Source organism: Pseudorhodoferax aquiterrae, from assembly GCF_014652235.1.
Taxonomy (GTDB): domain Bacteria; phylum Pseudomonadota; class Gammaproteobacteria; order Burkholderiales; family Burkholderiaceae_C; genus Pseudorhodoferax; species Pseudorhodoferax aquiterrae.
This window is the reverse complement of record NZ_BMYK01000001.1, coordinates 330,982-351,543: the sequence shown is the minus strand read 5'-3', so window position 1 is coordinate 351,543 and position 20,562 is coordinate 330,982. Positions and strand designations below refer to the sequence as shown.

Annotated in this window: 21 protein-coding genes and 1 pseudogene; 6 read left to right on the top strand and 16 right to left on the bottom strand. The window is 69.8% G+C overall.

All coding sequences use genetic code 11. From position 1 onward, the window contains the following. Positions 1-182: 182 nt before the first annotated feature. Positions 183-494 carry a DUF4148 domain-containing protein gene (locus tag IE209_RS01610; RefSeq protein WP_189685277.1) on the top strand — a complete coding sequence of 104 codons (312 nt, stop codon included), beginning with the start codon at positions 183-185 and terminating at the stop codon, positions 492-494. A 186-nt stretch (positions 495-680) separates the two neighbouring features. On the opposite strand, the gene IE209_RS01605 is transcribed toward IE209_RS01610, so the two are convergent. The 14 genes and pseudogenes from IE209_RS01605 to IE209_RS01545 all read right to left on the bottom strand — a co-directional run bounded on the left by IE209_RS01605 (position 681) and on the right by IE209_RS01545 (position 12,674). Continuing rightward, positions 681-992: an MTH1187 family thiamine-binding protein gene (locus IE209_RS01605; RefSeq protein ID WP_189685276.1), complete on the bottom strand. Its 312-nt coding sequence runs from the start codon at positions 990-992 to the stop codon at positions 681-683. A 22-nt stretch (positions 993-1,014) separates the two neighbouring features. Next, positions 1,015-1,728 (bottom strand): lipoyl protein ligase domain-containing protein, encoded by a 714-nt coding sequence (locus IE209_RS01600; RefSeq protein ID WP_189685275.1) that lies wholly within the window; start codon positions 1,726-1,728, stop codon positions 1,015-1,017. Between the two features lie 48 nt (positions 1,729-1,776). After that, on the bottom strand, positions 1,777-2,334 hold the full coding sequence (locus IE209_RS01595; RefSeq protein ID WP_189685274.1) for a carboxymuconolactone decarboxylase family protein: 558 nt from the start codon (positions 2,332-2,334) through the stop codon (positions 1,777-1,779). 3 nt (positions 2,335-2,337) lie between these two features. After that, a complete protein-coding gene (locus IE209_RS01590; RefSeq protein WP_189685273.1) occupies positions 2,338-3,306 on the bottom strand; it encodes a Bug family tripartite tricarboxylate transporter substrate binding protein in 969 nt (322 codons plus the stop codon). 24 nt (positions 3,307-3,330) lie between these two features. After that, on the bottom strand, positions 3,331-4,959 hold the full coding sequence (locus IE209_RS01585; protein ID WP_189685272.1) for an AMP-binding protein: 1,629 nt from the start codon (positions 4,957-4,959) through the stop codon (positions 3,331-3,333). Between the two features lie 9 nt (positions 4,960-4,968). Continuing rightward, positions 4,969-5,673: an ABC transporter ATP-binding protein gene (locus tag IE209_RS01580; protein WP_189685271.1), complete on the bottom strand. Its 705-nt coding sequence runs from the start codon at positions 5,671-5,673 to the stop codon at positions 4,969-4,971. Beyond that, on the bottom strand, positions 5,666-5,809 hold the full coding sequence (locus IE209_RS34420) for an ABC transporter ATP-binding protein C-terminal domain-containing protein (RefSeq protein ID WP_373305263.1): 144 nt from the start codon (positions 5,807-5,809) through the stop codon (positions 5,666-5,668). Before IE209_RS34420 ends, IE209_RS01580 begins: the two co-directional genes overlap by 8 nt. A 105-nt stretch (positions 5,810-5,914) precedes the next feature. Continuing rightward, a pseudogene (locus IE209_RS34415) lies at positions 5,915-6,364 on the bottom strand (ATP-binding cassette domain-containing protein); the annotation flags it as partial. A 65-nt stretch (positions 6,365-6,429) separates the two neighbouring features. Continuing rightward, positions 6,430-7,407, bottom strand: coding sequence for a branched-chain amino acid ABC transporter permease (locus IE209_RS01570; RefSeq protein ID WP_189685269.1), 978 nt, complete (start codon positions 7,405-7,407; stop codon positions 6,430-6,432). 2 nt (positions 7,408-7,409) lie between these two features. Further along, positions 7,410-8,294, bottom strand: coding sequence for a branched-chain amino acid ABC transporter permease (locus IE209_RS01565; protein ID WP_189685268.1), 885 nt, complete (start codon positions 8,292-8,294; stop codon positions 7,410-7,412). Between the two features lie 7 nt (positions 8,295-8,301). Beyond that, positions 8,302-9,558, bottom strand: a complete 1,257-nt coding sequence (locus tag IE209_RS01560) for an ABC transporter substrate-binding protein (protein WP_189685267.1) — start codon at positions 9,556-9,558, stop codon at positions 8,302-8,304. A 41-nt stretch (positions 9,559-9,599) separates the two neighbouring features. After that, complete coding sequence (locus IE209_RS01555; RefSeq protein ID WP_189685266.1) at positions 9,600-10,394, bottom strand: enoyl-CoA hydratase/isomerase family protein; 795 nt, start codon at positions 10,392-10,394, stop codon at positions 9,600-9,602. A 16-nt stretch (positions 10,395-10,410) separates the two neighbouring features. Further along, positions 10,411-11,475, bottom strand: a complete 1,065-nt coding sequence (locus IE209_RS01550) for an acyl-CoA dehydrogenase family protein (protein WP_189685265.1) — start codon at positions 11,473-11,475, stop codon at positions 10,411-10,413. Further along, positions 11,472-12,674, bottom strand: coding sequence for an acyl-CoA dehydrogenase family protein (locus IE209_RS01545; RefSeq protein ID WP_229882640.1), 1,203 nt, complete (start codon positions 12,672-12,674; stop codon positions 11,472-11,474). Before IE209_RS01545 ends, IE209_RS01550 begins: the two co-directional genes overlap by 4 nt. 160 nt (positions 12,675-12,834) lie before the next feature. Here IE209_RS01545 and IE209_RS01540 point away from each other — a divergent pair, with 160 nt between their 5' ends. Beyond that, positions 12,835-13,503, top strand: coding sequence for a TetR/AcrR family transcriptional regulator (locus IE209_RS01540; protein ID WP_189685263.1), 669 nt, complete (start codon positions 12,835-12,837; stop codon positions 13,501-13,503). A gap of 24 nt (positions 13,504-13,527) precedes the next feature. Here IE209_RS01540 and IE209_RS01535 read toward each other — a convergent pair whose 3' ends face one another. After that, on the bottom strand, positions 13,528-15,174 hold the full coding sequence (locus tag IE209_RS01535) for a 3-(methylthio)propionyl-CoA ligase (protein ID WP_189685262.1): 1,647 nt from the start codon (positions 15,172-15,174) through the stop codon (positions 13,528-13,530). Positions 15,175-15,299: 125 nt separating this feature from the next. Further along, the gene (locus IE209_RS01530) at positions 15,300-16,520 is read right to left on the bottom strand and encodes an ABC transporter substrate-binding protein (protein ID WP_189685261.1); all 1,221 of its coding nucleotides are present in this window, start codon (positions 16,518-16,520) and stop codon (positions 15,300-15,302) included. Between the two features lie 203 nt (positions 16,521-16,723). Between IE209_RS01530 and IE209_RS01525 the strand changes: the two genes are divergently transcribed. The 4 genes from IE209_RS01525 to IE209_RS33710 form a co-directional block, all read left to right on the top strand. Continuing rightward, complete coding sequence (locus IE209_RS01525; protein ID WP_189685260.1) at positions 16,724-17,911, top strand: CaiB/BaiF CoA transferase family protein; 1,188 nt, start codon at positions 16,724-16,726, stop codon at positions 17,909-17,911. Then, on the top strand, positions 17,908-18,579 hold the full coding sequence (locus IE209_RS01520) for a nitroreductase (RefSeq protein WP_189685259.1): 672 nt from the start codon (positions 17,908-17,910) through the stop codon (positions 18,577-18,579). The genes IE209_RS01525 and IE209_RS01520 overlap by 4 nt, the downstream gene beginning before the upstream one ends. 42 nt (positions 18,580-18,621) lie before the next feature. Then, positions 18,622-19,590 (top strand): Bug family tripartite tricarboxylate transporter substrate binding protein, encoded by a 969-nt coding sequence (locus IE209_RS01515; RefSeq protein WP_189685258.1) that lies wholly within the window; start codon positions 18,622-18,624, stop codon positions 19,588-19,590. Positions 19,591-19,594: 4 nt separating this feature from the next. Beyond that, positions 19,595-20,562 (top strand): AMP-binding protein (locus IE209_RS33710; RefSeq protein ID WP_229882639.1); only part of this gene is annotated, 968 nt, incomplete at its 3' end.

The following is a 20,562-nucleotide window of genomic DNA, read 5'->3' as shown; positions in this document are numbered from 1 at the left end:
AGGATTGTTCAGCGCGCGGAAACGATGCATTGCCCACGCGCCGGTTTTTCTTTCGAGACGCGGATTCCACAATTCAACCCATCGATGAGACGCATGCAAGACGACTCATCGAGACGCGGCAGACATGGGGTCTGGCCACGCCGAATGGGAAGTTGCATCCACCGTCTCGAAAGGAATCCATCATGAACAAGTTCATCGCCTCCGCCCTCGTCGCTGCCGCCGCTTTCGCCGCCGCCCCCAGCTTTGCCGGTGACAACATCAGCGGTGAAGTGGGCTACGTGCCGCAAGTGAGCAGTGCCAAGAGCAGCCTGACCCGCGAGGCCGTGCGCGCCGATTACCTGCAGGCCGAACGCAACGGCACGCTGCCCGAGTACGGCGAAGGCGCCGACACCGGTGCCGTGGCCACCGCCAAGAGCACGCTGAGCCGCGACGCCGTGCGCGCCGAAGCCGTGTACGCCGTGCGCCATGGACAGCAAGTGGGCGGCGAAGTCTGAACCCAGTCCCGGCTCACGCCGTGGAACGAACCGCCTTCGGGCGGTTTTTGCATTTCTGGGCGATCGACTTGTCCCTGGATGCCGTGGGCAAGGCTGTGGACAAGCACCGTGGAATCCGACGAAACCCTTGCCTGGCGCGGCCTGCGACGCCGTGCCCGCAAAACAGGCAAGCGCGCCCTGCCCGATTCAGGTGTGCAGCTTGCGGCCCAGCAACTGCTCTACCTTGGCCGTCTTGGCCTGCAGGCGGCCGGCCGGGCCTTCGCGCCAGTCCACCTTGAGGTGCAGGCCGATGCGCGTGCAGCCCACCGCGCGCAGATGGTCGAAGCAGGCCTTCACGACGGCGAAGGTCTGGTCCCACTCGCCTTCGAGGATGGTGCCCATGGGCGTGAGCTGGTAGGGCACGCCGCTCCTGTCGATGATGTCGATGATTTGCGCCACATAGGCGCTCACGCTGTCGCCCTCGGCGCGCGGCGACATCTGGAATTCAAGCAGGACCATGGTTGTTTCCTTGGTGGGTTGTTCAGGGGATCAGGAGGCCGTCCTGGCGCAGCGCCTGCGCCAGCCGCTGCGCCCAGTCGCCGGGCGGCTGGCCGGCGCGCAGCGCCTCCGCAGCGACGCTGGTCAGCGCCTCCACACGGTAGCGGCGGGCCTGGCCCAGGCCTTGCTCGAAGGCGTTGGTGGCGGCCGTCAGCGCCACCGGGTCGGCATCGAGCACGATGACCGCATGGGCCAGCACCACGGGTGCGCCGGCCACGTGGCGCCAGGCCTGGGCCGTGCCGACCAGCTTGCGGCCGTGCGCAGCCAGGTTGTAGCGGCCATCGCAGAACGCACCTTCCACGGGCTGCGCCGAAGCCGCCACACCGAGCACGGCCAGCGCGCGGACCAGCCCATCGCAGAGCGCGCGGTAAACCGCATCGGCCTGCACCGGCGCGCCCTTGACCGTGCGCCACAGCAGGCTCAGGTTCCACAGGCCCGGGCCGTGCGGCACCAGGCCGCCGCCGGAAGAACGCACGTGCACGGGGGTACCAGCCGCAGCGCAGCGCGCCTGCCAGGCCGCCCAACCGGGCGCACGTGCGTAGCTGGCCGGCACGGACCATCCCGGTGCGCCCTGCCACAAGTGGGCTTGCGGGGCGGCACCCTCGGCCACGGCCTGGGCCCAGCCGCGCTCGGCCGCGACGCCATCTTCCAGCGGCGCGGCGTGGTGGATCAGCGCGGTGAACGGCGGCAGTGGCATGCGGCGATGCTACCGAAGCCGGCGTGGCCTTCGGACGCGCTTCGCCGGTCAGCGGCCATCGGCTTGCGCGCCGTAGCGGCCAGCGATGTCCACGCCGTCGCGCTCGATCTCGACCTCCAGGTTCTCCAGCACGCGCGAGACCATCATGTAGGTGCCGATCGTCATCAGCAGCTCGACCAGCGCGCGCGGCGACAGCTCGGCCTGCAGGGCCCCGAACAGCGCGGCATCGGCCTTGACCTGCAGCACCACCTGGTCGGTGAAGGCCAGGAGCCGATCCTCCAGCGTGCTGGCCGCGGCAGGCCCGTCCAGCCGCAGCGCCTTGTCGATGCGCGCCTCGCTGACACCCACATGGCGCGCGAGGCGCAGGTGCTGGTGGATCTCGTAGGCCGACCTGCAATGCGCGCCCACGCGCAGGACCACCAGCTCGCGCAGCTGCGGATCGAGCTCGCCCTGCGTCAGCAGGGCGCCCGCCATCTGCAGGAAGCCGGGCAGCACCGTGGGCGCATGGGCCAGCACGCGGTAGACGTTGTAGGCCGGCCGCGTGGCCAACAGGGCCTGCAGCGCGGGCGGAAGGGACTCCGGGGCCAGGGCGGGAATGCGCGACATGCCTCAGTCCAGCTTGAGGCCGATGCGCGCGATGAGCCTGCCCCAGAAATCGGTCTGCTCGCGCATGAAGCTGCCGAACTCCTCGCGCGAACTGGGCCGCGCGCGCAGGTTCAGCTGCACGAAGCGCGCCTGCACCTCGGGCTGGGCCAGCACGGCGCGCAGCTCGGTGTTGAGCCGGTCCAGCACCGCGACCGGCGTGCCGGCCGGCGCCACGACGCCGCTCCAGCCCTCCACCGCGAAGCCCGGGTAGCCCGACTCGGCCACCGTGGGCACGGACTCCAGGCCCGGCAGCCGTGTCGGCGAGGTCACGGCGATGGGCCGCAGCTTGCCGCTCTGGACGAAGGCCATGGTCGGCGCCACGTTCTCGAACACCATGGGCACATGGCCGGCGATCACGTCGGTGATGGCGGGGCTCGCGCCCTTGTAGGGCACCAGCTGCAGCTGGATGCCGGCCGTGTCCTTGAAGACCTCGGCCGTCAGGTGCGGCGAGCCGCCCGGCACGGCGGCGAACTGGTACTTGCCGGGGTCCTTCTTGGCCAGCGCCACGAGTTCCTGGAGGTTGTGGGCCGGCACCTGCGGGTTGACGGCGACGATGTTGGGCAGCATGGCCACCAGCGAGACCGGCGCGAAGTCCTTGAGGTGGTCGTAAGGCAGGTTCTTGTAGAGGTGCGGGTTGATCGCATGCGTGGGGATGGTGCACAGCATCAGCGTGTAGCCGTCGGACGCGGACTTGGCCACGAACTCGGTCGCGATGTTGCCGCTGGCGCCGGGCTTGTTCTCCACCACCACGGGCTTGCCCAGGCGCTCGCCCAGCGCCTGGGCCACGATGCGGGCCGCCAGGTCGGTCGAGCCGCCAGGCGTGAAGCCAACGACCAGGCGGATCGGGCGCTGCGGCCAGCTGTCCTGGGCCAGCGCGGGGGCGGCGGCCAGCGCCGCAGCCAAGGCCAGCGCGGTGAAGGTTCTGCGGTGCATCATGTCTCCTGTGGTTGAGGCAAATCAGCGCTTGCAGCGCTCCAGCGCATCCTTGCGCAGCAGGTCCTTCTTGACCTTGCCCGAGGCCGTGCTCGGGAAGGCGTCGACGAAGAAGTAGCGCTCGGGATACTTCTGGCGCGCGACGCTGGCCGCGTCCAGCAGCGCATTGATGCCGGCGGCGTCCACCGTGGCGCCGGGCCGCGCGATGACGTAGGCGCAGACGGTCTCGCCCAACCGCGCATGCGGCATCGCGACCACGGCGGCGGCCTGCACGGCAGGGTGCTGGTGCAGCAGGTCCTCGACCTCCTTGGCGCTGATCTTCTCGCCGCCGCGGTTGATGAGATCCTTGATGCGGCCCGTGAAGACCACGGCCCCGTCCTGCACGTAGCCGATGTCGCCGGTGTGGAAGAAGCCGTCGGCGTCGAAGGCCTCGGCCGTGTGGCCGGCGTCCGCATAGCCCAGGAACAGCGCCGGGCCGCGCGCGCAGATCTCGCCCTCCTGCCCCGGCGCGGCCAGCCGACCGTCGGCATCGACCACGCGCACCTCGTAGTCGACGATCTCGCCGTCCGTCTCGGCCGCCAGCTTCTCCTGGCCCGGCGCGCACCAGCCCATGGTGATCATCGGCGCCTCGCTGGAACCGTAGACGCGGAACGCGCGGCAGTGGGGCAGCACGCGCGGCACGCGGTAGATGGTCTCGGGTGCCACCGCCGCGCCGCCGCAGGGGAACAGGCGCAGCGAGGGCAAGGTGCGCTGCTGCGCCTCGGCCACGTCCATGAGTTCCTGCAGGAAGGGCGTGGCGCCGATCGTGAAGACCACCTGCTCGCGGTCGATGGTGTCCGCCGCCTGGGCCGCGTCCCACTTCTCCATGAGCACGCAGCGCGTGCCGCCGTAGAACGGCATCTCCAGGCCGTGGCTGAAGCCCGTGACATGCGTGACCGGCGAAGGCATCAGCGTGGTGTCGCCGGGCCGGATGCCCCAGTGCTGCGCGCACATCAGCGTGGCGCGGATCAGGGAGTTGTGCGAGTGCAGAACGGCCTTGGGCCTCCCTGTCGTGCCCGAGGTGTAGAGCACGAGCTTGACCGTGTCCGGCGACACCTCCGGTGCTGTAGCCAGCGGTGCAGCACCGGCGATCAGGTCGCGCAGATCACGCCCTGTGCCGGACGCACCGCGCACTGTCCACACATGCTGCAGGCTCGGCACGTTGGGCGCGATGCGCGCCAGCATGGCGGAGAAGTCGTGACCCCGAAAGTTCTCGGCGATGAAGATGGCCTTGGCCCGGCTGTCCGAGAGGATCAGCTCGACCTCGCGGTCGCGGTAGATCGTCACGATGGGGCAGACCACCAGGCCCAGCAGGCAGCAGGCCACGTCGATGAAGGCGGCCTCGTGCCAGTTCGGCGTCTGGAAGGCGACCACGTCGCCGGCTTGCAGCCCATGGCCCTGCAGCGCGCCGGCCAGCCGCGTCGCGCCCTCCCAGATTTCGCCGGCCGTCACGCCGCGCCCGCCGCAGACCTGGGTCACGCGCTGGGGCTGGTCGCGGGCAGCCTCGCGCACGGCGTCGGCCAGCGTGCGGTTCAGCCATTTGCCTTCGGCCACCCATCGCTGCGCATCGGCCTCGTCCCAACGCACGTTCCAGCCGCTGATGTCTCGTCGCATCTGGTTCTCCTACACCGCGAGGTAGCGGGTCTTCAGTTCGGGGTTCGCATCGAAGGCCGCCCAGTCGCCCGAAAAGACCAGCGTGCCGCTGTCCAGCAGGTAGACGTGCTCCGTGCACTGGCGCGCGTAGGCGATGCTCTGCTCGGCCACCAGCACGGTCAGGCCCAGCTTGTCGCGCGCGGCGCGCACCTCGCGCGCCAGGTCGTGCGCGACCTTGGGCGCCAGGCCCTCGGCTGGCTCGTCCAGCATCAGCAGCCGGGGCGAGGCCATGAGGCCGCGCGCCACCGCCACCAGCTGCTGCTGCCCGCCCGAGAGCTGGTAGCCCAGCCGGTCCAGCAAGGTCGCGAGCAAGGGGAACAGGGCCACGACCTCGGCCACCTGCATGCGCGGGCGGTCCTTGCCGGCCGCATGCCAGGCCAGCTCCAGGTTCTGCCGCACCGTCAGCGTGGTGAAGATGCGCCGGTCCTCGGGCACCAGGGCCAGGCCCAGGCGCGCCCGCGCCTCGGTCGGCAGGCCGGCCAGCTGCTGGCCGTTCAGCCGCACCTCGCCGCGCGCCTGCGGGCCGGCATCCAGCAGCGACTTCATGAGCGTGGACTTGCCGGCGCCGTTGCGGCCCAGCAGCGCCACGCCGCCACGCGTGGGCACGGACAGGTCGATGCCGAACAGCACGCGGCTGTCGCCGTACTGCGCATGCAGGTCGCGCACCTCAAGCATGGCCAGCCCCTTCGTCACCCAGATAGACCTCCTGCACGCGCGCGTCGGCGCGAATCTCCTCGGGGCTGCCCGAGGCGATCAGCTCGCCGTGGTGCAGCACCGAGATGCGGTCGGCCAGGCCGAACACGACCTCCATGTCGTGCTCGGTCATGAGCATGGCCAGGCCGCGCCGGCGCTTGACCTCTTGCAGCAGCCGCACCGAAGCCTGGCGCTCGGCCGCCGACATACCGGCCGTGGGTTCGTCCAGGAACAGCACGGCCGGCTCCAGCGCCAGCACCATGGCCAGCTCCAGCCGCTTGCGGTCGCCGTAGGCCAGCGTGCCGGCCACGGCCTCGCGTTGGGCGGTGAAGCCGGTGTCGTCCAGCAACGCGGCGATGGCCGCGTCGAAGGCTGCGGCGCGCGCGGCCGGCACGCGGCCGAAGGGGTTGCCGCGGCGCGCGCCAGCCTCCAGCGCCACGCGCAGGTTGTCCTGCACGCTGAGTTTGGTGAACACCTTGGCCACCTGGAAGGTGCGGCCGAAGCCACGGTGCACGCGCTGGTGTGCCGGCATGCGCGTGAGGTCCGCGCCCTGGAACAGCACCTGGCCGCGGTCGGCATACAGCTCACCCGTGAGCACCTTGAACAGCGTGGTCTTGCCGGCGCCGTTGGGGCCGATGACCACATGGGATTCGCCCGCGGCGATGTCCAGGCTCACGCCGCGCAGCACGCGGATCGGGCCGTAGGACTTGTCCAGCGTGGTGGCCTGAAGCAAGGTGCTCATCGCCTGTCTCCCCGCTGCGTGAGCCGCGCCAGCAGACCCAGGATGCCGCCCGGCAGCCCCACCACCACGACCAGCAGCAAGAGGCCCGTGACCATGTCCGACAGGCCCACCAGCGTGCGCGTGACGTAGAACACGCAGGACAGCACGAACGCGCCCAGCACCGGCCCCCAGAAGTAGGCGCTGCCACCCAGCAGCGTGTAGAGGATGGGGTTGGTGGAGTTGGACCAATGGGCCAGCTCGGGCGTGACGATCTGCGCCCAGGGCGCGACCAGCGCACCGGCCGTGGCCGTGACGGCGCCCGCCAGCACGAAGATGGCCAGCCGGTGCCGGCGCACCGGAATGCCCAGGAACTCGGCGCGCTCGGGATCCTGCTTGACGGCCTGCAATGCCCGCCCGAAGGACGTGCCGATGAGCCAGCGCACAAAGGCGATGAGCCCGCCGCAGATGGCCACGATGCAGTAGTAGAAGTTGTCGCCGGCCGCCAGGTCGATGCGCCAGCCGCCCAGCGCGAGCACCGGCCGCGCCAGGCCGGCCAGCCCGTCGTTGCGGCCCAGCGCACCGGTGTTGGCGATCAAGAGGTGCAGCAGTTCGGCGAAGGCCAGCGTCAGGATGGCGAAGTACACGCCCTCGCTGCGCCGCAAGGCCACCACGCCCACGGCCGCCGCCAGCACCGCGCCGACCAGCGCCGACAGCGGCAGCACCAGCAGGAACGGCAGCCCGCTGCCCTGCGTCAGCAGCGCCGTGGCATAGGCGCCGGCCGCGAAGAACATGGCCTGGCCGAAGCTCAGCACGCCCGACAGGCCGAACAGCAGGTTGAAGGCCAGGCCGAACACGGCGTTGATCCAGACCATGCCGGCGATGAACACCAGGCCGCGGTTGAGGAAGGCCGGTGCCAGCAGGGCCGCGCCCATGACCAGCAGCAGCACGAGGGCGTCGCGCCGGGGATGGGCGCCCGCGAAGGTCGAAGCCTGCATCGTCAGTGCCTCTTGCCCATGAGGCCCTGCGGCCGGATCAACAGGATCAGCGTCATGGCGACGAAGAACGGCAGCCCCGGCAATCCCGGCAGCACCCATTGCCCCACCGCGTCGATGAGCCCCAGCAGGATGGAGCCGAAGAAGGCGCCGCTGATGCTGCCCATGCCGCCGATGATGATGACGCCGAAGGCCTGGATCACGAAGGCGCTGGCCAGCGTGGGCGACAGGGTCTGGTTGGCCAGCAGCAGGCCGCCGGCCAGGCCCGCCAGCGCGAAGCCGATGGCCACCGTGGCGGTGTAGACCCAGCGCACCTTGACGCCCAGCAGCCGGGCCATCCAGGGGTCCACCGCGATGGCCTTGACCAGCCGGCCCGGGCCGGTGCGGTTCAGGAACACCTCCAGCGCCACGAAGACGACGATGCCCGCTGCGATGATGAACAGCGAGAAGCGCGGCACCACGGCATTGCCGAGCAGCCAGGCGCCGTCCAGCGCGGCCGGCGGCATCACGCTGTGGTAGTTCAGGCCCCAGACCAGCTTGGTCGCGCCCTCGCAGACCAGCAGCAGTGCATAGGTGGCGATCAGCACGTAGGCGTCTTCCACGCCCGCCAGGCGCCGGAGCACCAGCCGGTCCACCGCCAGGCCCAGCAGGGCCACGAACACGCCGGCCACGAGCGAGCCGAACAGGTAGAACGCGATCGAGTTGCCGGCGCCCAGGGCCTGGGCCAATGAGTACGCGCCGTAGGCCCCGATCATGAAGAAGCCGCCGTGCGAGAAGTTGAGGATGTGCAGCGTGCCGAACACCAGCGTCAGCCCGGCGGCGACCAGGAAGGTCGCCATGGCCCAGGTGAGGCTGTTGACCAGCAGCGTGGCGATGTCGGCCAGCAGCATGCGTGGTTCAGGCGGTGCGCAGCGTGAGCTTCTTGCCCGGTGTGGGCGGAAAGATCACGGTCTTGCCGTCGACCTTGACGTACTGCGACACCTTGTAGCCCTTGTCCGTGCTAGCGGGTTCCAGGTAGACCAGCTCCACGTCCTTGATGGCCTGGTTGTCCTCGGCGCGCATGGTGCGCGGGCCGGTCACGGTGTCCCAGGTCAGGCCCTTGAGCGCGGCGATCACGGCCTCGGTGTCGGTGGACCTGGCCTTTTCGATCGCCTGCTTGTAGGCGTACAGGCTGGCATGGGCCTCGGCGGCCCAGCCCAGCGGCTCGCTGTCGCGGGTCTTGGCCGCGTAGTCGGCGACGAAGCGGTCGCTCAGCGCATTGCCCTTGTTGGCCTCGGCGTAGTAGTGCATGCCGGTCCACATCGGCGGCAGTTGCTGCTTGAGGCCACGCGCCACCAGGAACTCGTTGGCCGCGTCGCAGATCACCTTGTAGCGGCCCATCAGATTGAAACCACGCGCCTGCTGGAACATGGTGATGGCGTCGCCGCCGTAGGTGCAGTTGAAGACGCCGTCGGCCTGCTGGCGCAGCGCCTGCGTGATGGAGTTGCGGTAGTCGGAGACGCCGTAGGGCATCAAGATGGGTTCCAGCACCGTGGGCTTCTTGCCCGCGATGGCCGGGTAGAACTCCAGCAGCGCGTCGACGAAGATGCTCCAGGTGGTACGGCCGTACTCGTGGTCGGGCACCAGGCCGGTCCAGCGCGTGATGTCGGGGTACTTCTGCGCCATGAGCTTGGCCTGGGCGCGTGTGCGCGCATCGGGTGCGTCGCCGGGGCGGAACAGGTTGGGCGAGTAGTTCTCGTGGTTCATCTTCTCGGTGCCGGCACCGCAGGTCATGAACACGCCCTTCTCCTGCTGCATGACCGGGCCCAAGGCCAGCACCACGGCGCTGGAGATGCCGCCCGTGTGCAGGTTCACGCCAGCGCCCAGCAGTTCGCGCGCGGCCGCCAGCGCGGCGGCGGGGTTGGCCTTGTCGTCGCGGATCTCCAGGGCCACCTGGCGGCCCAGGATGCCGCCGGCCTTGTTGATCTGCTCGATCGCCACGTCGGCCCCGTTCTTGACATAGGAGCCGATGAACTCCTGCGGGCCGCTGAGCGGCGTGATCAGGCCGATCTTGAGCGGGCCGGATTGCGCGCGCACCAGGCCCGGCAGGCCAGTGGCGGCAGCGGCGGCGAGCGCCGAGGCCTTGAGGACGCTTCTGCGTGGGATGGCGGGCATGGGTGTCTCCTGGGTGTGGTGGTGCGGTGGCGGATGGGGATTCAGCGGCCCGTGAACACGGGGGGGCGGCGCTCGCGGAAGGCGCGCACGGCCTCGGCGTGGTCGGCCGTCAGGTTGGACAGGCACTCGTAGGCCACGCCCGCATCGAAATAGCTGTGGAACAGCTGGCGCAGCGGCAGGTTGGTCGTGACCTTGCTCCAGCGGATGGCCTTGGTGGCGCCCGCCGCCAGGCGCTGGGCCAGCGCGGCCACATGGGCGTCGAGCTCGGCACGCGGCACCACCTCGGTCACGAGGCCGATGCGCTCGGCTTCGGCCGCGGTCATGAGCTCGCCCGTCAGCAAATACTTCTTGGCCTTGGCATAGCCCACGAGCTGCGGCCAGATCAGTGCGCCGCCATCGCCGGCCACGAGGCCCACGCTGACATGCGGGTCGCCGATGCGGGCTTCGGCCGCCATGACGATGATGTCGCTGAGCAGCGCCAGGCTCGCGCCCAGGCCGGTGGCGTGGCCGTTGAGCTTGCAGATCAGCGGCTTCTCCAGGTCGAGCTGGGTGTAGACGATGTCCTTGGCCTCGCGCGCGGTGCGCTCGAACTCGGCGGGCTCGTCGACCGAGCGCTGCATCCAGTCGATGTCGCCGCCGGCACAGAAGGCGCTGCCGTTGCCGGTCAGCACCACGATGTCGGACGCCTCGTCGCGCTGCGCGTCGGTGAACACGCGCGAGAGTTCGTGGTGCAGCCGCGCGTTGACGGCATTGCGCTGCGCGGGGCGGTTCAGCGCGATGGTGAGGATGCGGCCCTCGCGCTGCAATTCGATGCACTCGTAGCTGGAAAAGTCCATGGTGTCCGGTCTCCGTTCAGACGGTCGCGGCCGTGGCCGCGAAAGCCAGGAAGTGCTGCTCGCCGGCCCCGTAGAGCTGCTCGTCCACGCGCACGCGGCGCAGGTAGTGGCTGGCGGCGTACTCCTCGGTGATGCCGATGCCGCCGTGCAGCTGCACGGCCTCCTGCGCGCCGAGCCGCGCGTTCTCGCAGACCAGGGCCTTGGCGGCATGCACGTCGCGCGCGGCAGACACTGCGTCGCCGGCTGCGAGCGCGGCGATGGCCTGGTCCAGCACGGCGCGGCTTTCCTCGACGCGGATGTAGAAGTCCACCATGCGGTGCTGCAGCGCCTGGTAGGAGCCCAGCGGCACGCCGAACTGGCGGCGCGTCTTGAGGTAGTCCAGCGTGAGGTCGAAGGCCGCGCGCAACGCGCCCCAGGCGTCGCAGGCGGTGGCCAGCGCGGCCAGTTGCAACACGGGGCCGGCGGTGAACGGCAGCGCGCCGTCCAGCCGCGTGGCCTGCGCGCCCACGAATTCGACGCTGGCGGCGCCGCGGCCGTCGAGCAGCGGCAGCGGCCGGCGGCGCACGCCGTCCTGCGCGGTGTCGACCTGCCACAGCGCGCCCTCGGCGGCCACGAACAACTGCTCGGCCAGGTCGGCATCGGGCACCAGGGCCTGGCGGCCCGTCAGCGTGCCGCCCTGCGCGGCCATGGCCTGCGGCTCCAGCACACAGGCGGCGCGGCGCTGGCCACCGAGCAGGGGCGGCAGCCAGGCCTGCTGTTGCGCGACGCCGGCGTACCGGCCCACCAGCCAGGGCGCCAGCACGCCGCTGGACAGCCAGGGCTCGTTGAGCAGCGCCTGGCCGGCGCGTTCGGCCAGCAGGCAGATCGAGGAGACGCGCACGCCCAGGCCGCCCTGCTCGGCTTCATTGGCCACGCTGCACCAGCCCATCTGCGCCAGGCCTTCCCAGATGGCCGCATCGAAGCGGCGCGCCGCCGGCGCCAGGCGCTGGCGCTGGGCGAAGGGGTAGCGCTCGGCCAGGTAGCGCTGGGCGGCCTCGTCCAGGGCCGCGTCGGTGTCGTCGAACCAGGTCTTGTGGGTCACAGGCCGAGCTCCGCCTTGCTGATGATGTTGCGCTGGATCTCGTTGGACCCGCCGTAGATGGTGGAGGCGCGGCCGTGCAGGTATTCGCGCACGGCACCGCTGGCATCCATCGGGCCCAGCGGCGAGCGGGCCGCGTCGGCATGCACGTCGGCCGGGTCGTAGACGATGGCGGCCTGGCCCAGCCAGTCGAGCGTGGCCTCGGAGATCTGCTGCTGCAGCTCGGAGCCGCGCAGCTTCATGATGGAGGCCTCCACGCCGGGCGGGCCCGAGGCGTCCATGCGCCGCGCGTAGGACAGGCAGTAGGCGCGCAGCGCGTGCAGCGCCAGTTCGATGCGCGCGACGCGGCGCTCGAAAGCCGGCCGGTCGGTGGTGCTGGCGCTGGGCACCTCGCGCACCAGGCGCTTCAAATGCTCGAGCTGGCGCATGGAGCGGCCGGTCTCGGCCGCCAGGATGCGTTCGTTGCTGAGCAGGAACTTGGCGTAGGTCCAGCCGCGGCCTTCCTCGCCCACCAGGTTCTCGACCGGCACGCGCACATCGTCCAAAAAGACCTCGTTGACATGGTGACAGCCGTCCATGGTGCGGATGGGCTGCACGCGCACGCCGGGGCTGCGCATGTCGATCAGCAGGAAGGAGATGCCCTGCTGCGGCCGCGCCTCCTCGCTGGTGCGCACCAGGCAGAACATCCAGTCGGCCCATTGCACATAGCTGGTCCAGATCTTCTGGCCCGTCACGCGGTAGTGGTCGCCGTGGCGCACGGCGCGGGTCTTCAGGCCCGCGAGGTCCGAGCCCGCGCCGGGCTCCGAATAACCCTGGGCCCACCATTCTTCGGACGCCAGGATGGGCGGCAGGAAGCGCGCCTTCTGCGCCGCCGAGCCGAAGGTGTAGATCACCGGGCCCACGTAGTTCACGCCGAACGGGATCAGCCAGGGCGCGCCGAGCCGCGTGCTCTCCTCCTCGAAGACGAAGCGCTGCAGCGGCGTCCACTCGGCGCCGCCGTGGACGCGCGGCCAGTGGCCCGCGACCCAGCCGCGCGGCGCCAGCGAGCGCAGGAAGTCCAGGTTGTCCTCTTTCGTGAGGAACAGATTGGCCTGCACCTTGGTGCGCACGTGGGCCGGCAGTTCGTGCGCGCAGTACGCGCGGACCTCGGCGCGGAAAGCGTCCTCGGCCTGGCGGTCCTGCGCGGAAGTGGTGGTTTGCAACATAAAATGAACAGTGATTCATTAATCAGTTTCAGCCATTTACCAGGCCCTGGCACTAGGGAAAACACCCGAACGGGGCCGACCGAAACAGGCCAGTAAACTGAAATCGAACCCATGAGCGGCATGCGAGCGCAGGCCCAACAGCAGGAAAGGAATGGATGTGGCAAGCGCAGCAAGCAGCCGGGCGGGAAGGCCGCGCAAGGTCTTCTCCGCAGCGGTGCAAGTCACGCGCGAGGAGCGCGCGGCGCGCACGCGCGAGCAGTTGCTGGTGTCGGCCGCGCGCGTGGTCGGGGAGTTCGGCTACCGCGACGCCTCGATCCAGCGCATCACGGCCGATGCGGGCATGGCGCAGGGCACGTTCTACCTGTACTTCGCATCACGCCAGGCGCTGTTCGACGAGCTGCTGCCGCACTTCGGCCTGCACATGCTCGAGCACGTGCGTGAGCGCGCCCATGGCAAGAGCGACTTCTTCGAGATCGAGGAAATTGGTGCGCGTGCGGTGTTCGAATACCTGCAGGAGAACCCCTGGTTCTGGCGCGTGCTGAACGAGGCCGAGGTCGAGGCACCCGCAGCCTGGGCGCGGCACCACGAAGAGGTGGTGCGGCGCTACCTGAAGTTTCTGAGACGCGCCCGCCAGGCCGGCGTGATCACGCAGTACCGAGAGGACGAGCTCGACACCCTGGCCTATCTGCTGATCGCCGCGCGCGACTACCTGTACCTGTACCACCTGCACCGGTCCAAGCAGAACAGCGGCATTCCCGAATCGGTGGTGCGCACCTACATGCAGTTCGTGCGCAGCGGCCTCAACGCGGGGGCGCCGGGCCGGTAGACCGGACGACCCCGGGGAGCGGGCTCACCCCGGCAACTGGTAATCCTTGAACTGCTGGCGCAGCTGCGTCTTGAGCAGCTTGCCCGTGGCCGTGTGCGGCAGGCTGTCGACGAAGACCACGTCGTCCGGCAGCCACCACTTGACGATGCGCTGGCCCAGGTGGTCGAGCACGCTCTGCCGGTCCACTTCTGCGCCCGGGCGCTTGACCACGACCAGCAGCGGCCGCTCCTGCCATTTGGGGTGCGGCAGGCCGATCACGGCGGCCTCGGCCACGCCGGGGTGGCTCATGGTCGCGTTCTCCACGTCGATGGACGAGATCCACTCGCCGCCGGACTTGATCACGTCCTTGGCGCGGTCCACCAGCTGCAGAAAGCCGTCGGGGTCGATGGTGGCCACGTCGCCGGTGCTGAAGTAGCCCTCCTCGTCGATGGGCGAGCCGCCCTCGCCCTTGAAGTAGCCGCTCGCGATCCAGGGGCCGCGCACCCGCAGGTGGCCGAAGGCCTCGCCGTCCCAGGGCTGCACCTTGCCCGCGTCGTCGACGATCTTGAGGTCCACGCCCCAGACGCCGCGCCCCTGCTTGAGCTTGACCTTGACGAGTTCCTCCGCGTCCATGCCGTCGTGCTTGGGCAAGAGCTTGCTGATCACGCCGATCGGGCTGGTCTCGGTCATGCCCCAGCCCTGCGTGACCTCGGCGCCGAACTGGTTCTCGAAGCGCTCCAGCATGGCGCGCGGCACGGCCGCGCCGCCGATGCCCACGCGCTGGATGCCCAGCTTCTTCGGGTCGATGTCGGGGTTGGCGTCCAGATACTGGAACAGCATGAGCCAGACCGTGGGCACGCCCTGCGAGAACGTGACCTTCTCGTCGCGCATGAGCGTGTACACGCTCTGCCCGTCCAGGTGCGGGCCGGGCAGCACGAGCCGGCAGCCCACCATCGCGGCAGCATAGGGCGTGCCCCAGGCGTTGGCGTGGAACATGGGAACGATCAACATCACGGTCTCGCGCGAGCTCACGCCGAAGGTGTCGGGCGCCAGCTCCATCAGCGTGTGCAGCATGGTGGAGCGGTGCGAGTACAGCACGCCCTTGGGATTGCCCGTGGTGCCCGAGGTGTAGCACAGCGACGACGCCGTGCGCTCGTCGAACTCCGGCCAGGTGAAGGCGTCGCTCTGGCCGCCGATCAGGTCGTCCCAGCAGTGCAGGTTGGGCACGTCGATCTGCGGCATGGCCTCGCGCGTGCACATGCAGACATAGGCCTTGACCGTCTTGAACTTCGAAGCCAGCTTCTCGACCAGCGGCGCGAAGCTCGTGTCGAAGAACATCACCTGGTCTTCGGCATGGTTCACGATGTACTCGATCTGCTCGGGGAACAGCCGCGGGTTGACCGTGTGCAGCACCGCGCCGGAGCCCGAGACGCCGAAGTACAGCGCCAGGTGACGGTAGCTGTTCCAGGCCAGCGTGCCGACACGCTCGCTCTGCTGGACGCCCAGCTTCTTCAAGGCATTGGCAACCTTGCAGGCCTCGCTGCGGATGCCGGCCCAATCGGTGCGGTGCATGCCACCCTCGGGCAGGCGCGAGACGATCTCGGCCTTGGGATGGAAGCGTGCCGCATGCTCGATCAGCGACGAGATCAGCAACGGGCGGTCCTGCATGAGGCCGAACAAGGGGGATGCCATGGCGTGTGTGTCCTCTTTCAACTCGAATGCCGTGCCGGCCGGCGGGCTCGGCGGTGCGCCGGCATGCTAGGCGGCAGCGCCGCCGGCGGCGTCGTCGGAACGGACGATTGCGCCGCCGTGCTGCCTCAACGTCCCAGCACCGGGCCCAGCGGCACGTACTTGGTGCCGTCGAACTGCTGCGGCTGCATGCGCTCGATCGGGTAGAAGTCGTCCGGCGCGGTCTTCAGGTCGATGCCCGGGTACAGCATGGGCAGGTTCAGCTGCAGGTTGGCCGCGACCTTCATGATGTTCTCGCGCGTGAGGTTGTCGCCGGCCCTGCGCAGCACCGCCTCCAATGTCTGGGCCGAGGAATAGCCCAGCACGTTGAGCGAGTCGTTCGGGTCGCCGCCCGGGTAGTACTTGGCCATCACGGCCAGGTACTCCTGCACTTCCTTGGTGTCCTTGTAGTCCGTGGGGTCGCGCAGGTAGGCCGCCGAGATCACGCCCTTGGCGTTTTCGAAGCCGGCCGGCTTGAACACCGAGGTCACCGACTGCGAGACGCTGGCCAGGTAGTGCGTGGGCCTCCAGCCGATCTCGACCACCTTGCGGATGGCCTGGGCCGCGAACTTGGGCGTGGTGATCGAGAAGAACACGTCGGCGCCCGAGCCCTTGAGCGCCACGAGCTGGCTGTCCACCGTCGGGTCCGTCACCTCGTAGGTCTGCTGGGAGACCACCATGGTCTTGGCCTTGTCGCCCAGGCCATCCAGGAAGCCCTTGAGGTAGTCCTTCCCGAAGTCGTCGTTCTGCATCAGGATGCCGATCTTGGCGTCCGGCTTGTTCTTGAGGATGTGCTGGGCGTAGATCTGGCCCTCGGCCTGGTAGGTCGGCTGCCAGCCCATGGTCCATGGGAAGGCCTTGGGGTCGCCGAAGCGCGTGGCGCCCGTGGCCACGAACAACTGCGGCACCTTCTTGGCGTTCATGTAGCGCTGGATCGCCATGTTGTGGGCCGTGCCCAGGGTACCGAACAGCAGCAGCACCTCGTCCTGCTCGACCAGCTTGCGTGCCTGCTCCACGGTGCGCGAAGGCGTGTAGGCATCGTCCAGCGACAGGAAGTTGATCTTGCGCCCGTTGATGCCACCCTCGGCATTGAGCTTGGCGAAGTACGCGCCTGCCGCCTTGCCGATGGTGCCGTACGCCGAGACCGGGCCGCTGTAGGGCACGAGGTGGCCGATCTTGATCTCGGTGTCCGTCGCGCCCGTGTCGTACTTCTTCTGTGCCTGGGCCGTGCCGGCCAGCGCCACCCCCATCGCCAAGGCCACACCGGCTTGGAGGAAACGGCGCAGCGGCCGCGAAACACCATGGTTCATCTTCGAAGTCTCCCGCTGTTCTGAGGGTGTTCCGGGCGGACTGCCCAGGAAATCGGCCGCATCGTAGGCAGGCCCCTCAGGGGGGCACATCGTCGGAACGGACGATTGAGCGCGCCAGCGGGTTGACCCTAGGATGCGCCTGCGACAGGGGCTTTCCAGCGCCGCGGCGATGATCCCGGAAACCACCTGCTCCGAGGAGATCCATGTCCGCTTCCCCCCGCATGCTCGAAGGCCTGCGCGTCGTCGACCTGACGACCGTGATCTTCGGCCCCTACTGCACCCAGATCCTGGCCGACCTGGGCGCGGAGGTCATCAAGGTCGAGCCCGCCGAGGGCGACCACACCCGCATCATCGGCACGCCGGCGAAGACGCCCGGCATGAGCCCGGTGCACCTGCGCCTGAACCGCGGCAAGCGTTCGGTCGATTGGAACCTCAAGAGCGAGGAAGGCCGCACCGCCATGCGTGCGCTGCTGAAGACGGCCGACATCTTCATCCACAACGTGCGCAGCGAGGCGATCGCGCGGGCCGGCCTGTCTTACGAAGAGGTCAAGGCGATCAAGGCCGACATCCTGTACGTGCACTGCACCGGCTTCGACCAGAGCGGCCCCTATGCGGGCCTGCAGGCCTACGACGACATCATCCAGGCCGCCGCGGGCGTGGCCTCGCTGCCGCCCAAGGTCGACGGCAACCCGGCACCGCGTTTCGTGCCCATGACCATGGCCGACAAGGTCTCGGGCCTGCACGCGGCCTACGCCGTGATGGCGGGCGTGGTGCACCGGCTGCGCACCGGAGAAGGCCAGCGCATCGAGGTGCCGATGTTCGAGTCGGTCACGAGCTTCAACCTGCTCGAACACCTGTGCGATGCCACCTTCGTGCCGCCCACCGGCCCGGCCCTCTATCCGCGCCAGATCGACCCGAGCCGCCAGCCCATGCGCACGCGCGACGGCTGGATCGCCATCGCGCCCTACCAGGACGCGCGCTGGCTGCGCTTCTTCCAGGCCGCCGGCCATCCCGAGGAGCTGCAGCGTCCGGAACTGGCCGACAAGGACCTGCGCCGCAAGAACATGCACCTGATGTACCAGGCCGCCGCGCGCATCATGCCCGAGCGCGGCACCGATGAGTGGCTGGACATCCTGCGCCACGCCAACGTGCCGGCCATGCGCGTGAACGAGGTGGCCGACCTGCCGAACGATCCGCAGCTCGTGGCCAGCGGCCTGTTCAGGAAGCGCACCCATCCGACCGAGGGCGACTACCTGGAGGTGGCGCCGCCCGTGCGCTTTTCCGCCTACGACCGCGCCGAGCGCGCCCACGCACCGCATGCCGGCGAACACAGCGCCGAACTGGCGCGCGAACTGGGCGTGCCCGTGCCCACCAAGGGAGAGAAGCAATGAATGTCCAAGAAGCCATCGCCACGCGCCGCTCGGTGCGTGCCTTCCTGCCGACACCGGTGCCCGGCGAGCTGATCCGCCGCGTGCTTGCACAGGCGCTGCGCGCGCCCTCGGGCGGCAACCTGCAGCCCTGGCACCTGCACGCCGTCGGCGGCGAGCGGCTGGACGCGCTCAAGGCCACCATGCGCGAGCGCGTGCAGCAGGCGCCCGGCGGCGAGGCCAAGGAATACAACGTCTACCCGGAGAACCTGCCCTCGCCCTACCGCGACCGCCGCTTCGCCGTGGGCGAGGCCATGTACGCCAGCCTGGGCATCCCGCGCGACGACAAGCCCGCGCGGCTGCGCTGGTTCGCGCGCAACTTCCAGTTCTTCGACGCCCCGCTCGCGCTGTTCTGCACGGTCGACCGGCTGATGGGCCCGCCGCAGTGGTCCGACCTGGGCATGCTGCTGCAAAGCGTGATGCTGCTGCTGCGCGCCGAGGGCCTGGACAGCTGCGCCCAGGAATGCTGGGCGCTGTACCCGCAGACCATCGGCAACTTCCTGGAACTGCCCGAGGGCCGCATGCTGTTCTGCGGCATGGCCATCGGCTACGCCGACCGCAGCCACGCGGTGGACGCGCTGGAGACCGCGCGCGCACCGCTGGCGGAGGTGGCGAGCTTCCACGGCATCTGACGCCGGCGGCCGAGCCGCACACACAACGACAAGGAGGAGACCATGAACATTGCCCGCCGCACGCTGCTGGCGTTCGCTGCCACGCTGGCCTGCACCGGCGCCCTGGCCCAGGGTGCCTGGCCCGACAAAGCCATTCGCCTCATCGTTCCGTACGCGGCCGGCGGCGCGACCGACGGCTTCGCGCGCATCGTCGCCGAAGGCGTGGGCAAGCGCCTGGGCCAGAGCGTGGTGGTCGACAACCGGCCCGGCGCCAACGGCGGCCTGGGCCTGACGGCCGTGCAGCGCGCGCCGGCCGATGGCTACACCCTCCTGTTCACGCTGACCTCCATCGTGCAAAACCCGCTGCTCTACGCCAACGCGGGCTACGACCCGTTCAAGGACTTCGCGCCCGTGTCCGAGGCCGGCCGGCTGCCCATCGTGTTCACCGTCAGCACCAAGCTGGGCGTGGACTCGCTGGCCGGTTTCGTCGAGAAGGCGCGCGCCGCGCCGGGCAAGCTCTCCTACGGCTCCTTCGGCGCGGGCTCCAGCGCGCACCTGTACATGGAGCTGCTGCAGGACGCCGCCGGCATCCAGCTGCTGCACGTGCCCTACAAGGGCGAGGCGCCGGCCATCACCGACCTCCTGGGCGGCAGCGTGGACGCGGTGTTCGTCTCCGCGCGCGGTGTCTCGCCGCACGTGGCGGCGGGCAAGGCCAAGTCCATCGCCGTCGTCGGCACCGCGCGCGCGCCGCTGGCCTCCGAGGTGCCGACCTTCCGCGAGCAGGGCTACACCGCGATGGACCTGGTCGGCTGGTTCGGCATGTTCGCGCCGGCCGGCACGCCCGCGCCCATCGTGCAGCGCATCTCTGAGGCCGTGGCCGAGGTCGCCCGCGACCCGGCGCTCAAACCGCGCATCGAGGCCCTGGGGGTGATCCCGGTCGGCAGCACGCCCGAGCAGCTCACGCAGACCATGCGCGCCGACCAGGCGGTGTGGGGCCAGGTGGTCAAGGACAAGAACATCCGCCTGGAGTGACCCCATGGAACTGACCCAACCCCTTCACAAGGCCCTGCAGGAACGCCCGCAGGCCGAAGCCCTGGTCTGCGGCACGCGCCGCAGCACGTTCGCCCGGTTCGTCGACCGTGTCGCACGCCTGGCCGCCGTGCTGCGCGAACTCGGCGTGGCGCCGGGCGACCGCGTGGGCCTCCTCGCGCTGAACTCCGACCGCTACGTCGAATACCTCTATGCCACCTGGTGGGCCGGCGGCGTCGTCAACCCCGTCAACATCCGCTGGAGCGCGCGCGAGGTCGCCTACTCGCTGGACGACTGCGACACGCGCATCCTGCTGGCCGACCAGCACTTCGGCACCGTGGCGGCCGAGCAGCGCCAGCTCTCCAGGAGCCTCGCGACCCTGGTGCATTTCGGCGATGGCCCGGCGCCCGAAGGCTTCGCCGACGCCGAGGCGCTGCTGGCCGCCGCCACGCCCGTGGCCGACGCACGCCGCGGCGGCAGCGACCTGGCGGCCGTCATGTACACCGGCGGCACCACTGGCCTGCCCAAGGGCGTGATGCTGTCGCACACCAATCTCTATGCCGGCCAGCTGTCGGCCAACATGGCCGCACGCCGGCCCGACGAGGCCGTGGGCCTGAACATGGCGCCCATGTTCCACGTCGGCGGCGCCGGCCTCACGCTGCAGCTCATGATGCGGCTGGCCAAGCAGGTCATCCTGCCGGCCTTCGACGAGCAGGCCGTGCTGCAGGCCCTGCAGACCGAGCGCTGCAGCGAAACCTTCATGGTGCCGACCATGCTCAAGCGCCTGATCGAGCACCCGCGCTTCGCCGAATTCGACACCAGCAGCCTGCAGCTGGTGCTCTACGGCGCCGCGCCCATCGACGACGCGCTGCTGCTGCAGGCGCTGGACAAGCTGCCGCGCGCGCAGTTCTGCCAGCTCTATGGCATGACCGAACTCTCGCCCGTCATCACGGCGCTGCCGGCCTGGTGCCATGC

Bases quoted from the DNA above. Each gene is read 5' to 3' on its own strand.
- IE209_RS01535 (WP_189685262.1), bottom strand. From the start codon at position 15,174: ATGGCATCCCCCTTGTTCGGCCTCATGCAGGACCGCCCGTTGCTGATC.
- IE209_RS01515 (WP_189685258.1), top strand. From the start codon at position 18,622: ATGAACATTGCCCGCCGCACGCTGCTGGCGTTCGCTGCCACGCTGGCC.
- IE209_RS01530 (WP_189685261.1), bottom strand. From the start codon at position 16,520: ATGAACCATGGTGTTTCGCGGCCGCTGCGCCGTTTCCTCCAAGCCGGT.
- IE209_RS01570 (WP_189685269.1), bottom strand. From the start codon at position 7,407: ATGCAGGCTTCGACCTTCGCGGGCGCCCATCCCCGGCGCGACGCCCTC.
- IE209_RS01610 (WP_189685277.1), top strand. From the start codon at position 183: ATGAACAAGTTCATCGCCTCCGCCCTCGTCGCTGCCGCCGCTTTCGCC.
- IE209_RS01580 (WP_189685271.1), bottom strand. From the start codon at position 5,673: ATGCTTGAGGTGCGCGACCTGCATGCGCAGTACGGCGACAGCCGCGTG.
- IE209_RS01565 (WP_189685268.1), bottom strand. From the start codon at position 8,294: ATGCTGCTGGCCGACATCGCCACGCTGCTGGTCAACAGCCTCACCTGG.
- IE209_RS01605 (WP_189685276.1), bottom strand. From the start codon at position 992: ATGGTCCTGCTTGAATTCCAGATGTCGCCGCGCGCCGAGGGCGACAGC.
- IE209_RS01590 (WP_189685273.1), bottom strand. From the start codon at position 3,306: ATGCACCGCAGAACCTTCACCGCGCTGGCCTTGGCTGCGGCGCTGGCC.
- IE209_RS01560 (WP_189685267.1), bottom strand. From the start codon at position 9,558: ATGCCCGCCATCCCACGCAGAAGCGTCCTCAAGGCCTCGGCGCTCGCC.
- IE209_RS01555 (WP_189685266.1), bottom strand. From the start codon at position 10,394: ATGGACTTTTCCAGCTACGAGTGCATCGAATTGCAGCGCGAGGGCCGC.
- IE209_RS01595 (WP_189685274.1), bottom strand. From the start codon at position 2,334: ATGTCGCGCATTCCCGCCCTGGCCCCGGAGTCCCTTCCGCCCGCGCTG.
- IE209_RS01585 (WP_189685272.1), bottom strand. From the start codon at position 4,959: ATGCGACGAGACATCAGCGGCTGGAACGTGCGTTGGGACGAGGCCGAT.
- IE209_RS01600 (WP_189685275.1), bottom strand. From the start codon at position 1,728: ATGCCACTGCCGCCGTTCACCGCGCTGATCCACCACGCCGCGCCGCTG.
- IE209_RS01525 (WP_189685260.1), top strand. From the start codon at position 16,724: ATGTCCGCTTCCCCCCGCATGCTCGAAGGCCTGCGCGTCGTCGACCTG.
- IE209_RS34420 (WP_373305263.1), bottom strand. From the start codon at position 5,809: ATGGAGGTCGTGTTCGGCCTGGCCGACCGCATCTCGGTGCTGCACCAC.
- IE209_RS01520 (WP_189685259.1), top strand. From the start codon at position 17,908: ATGAATGTCCAAGAAGCCATCGCCACGCGCCGCTCGGTGCGTGCCTTC.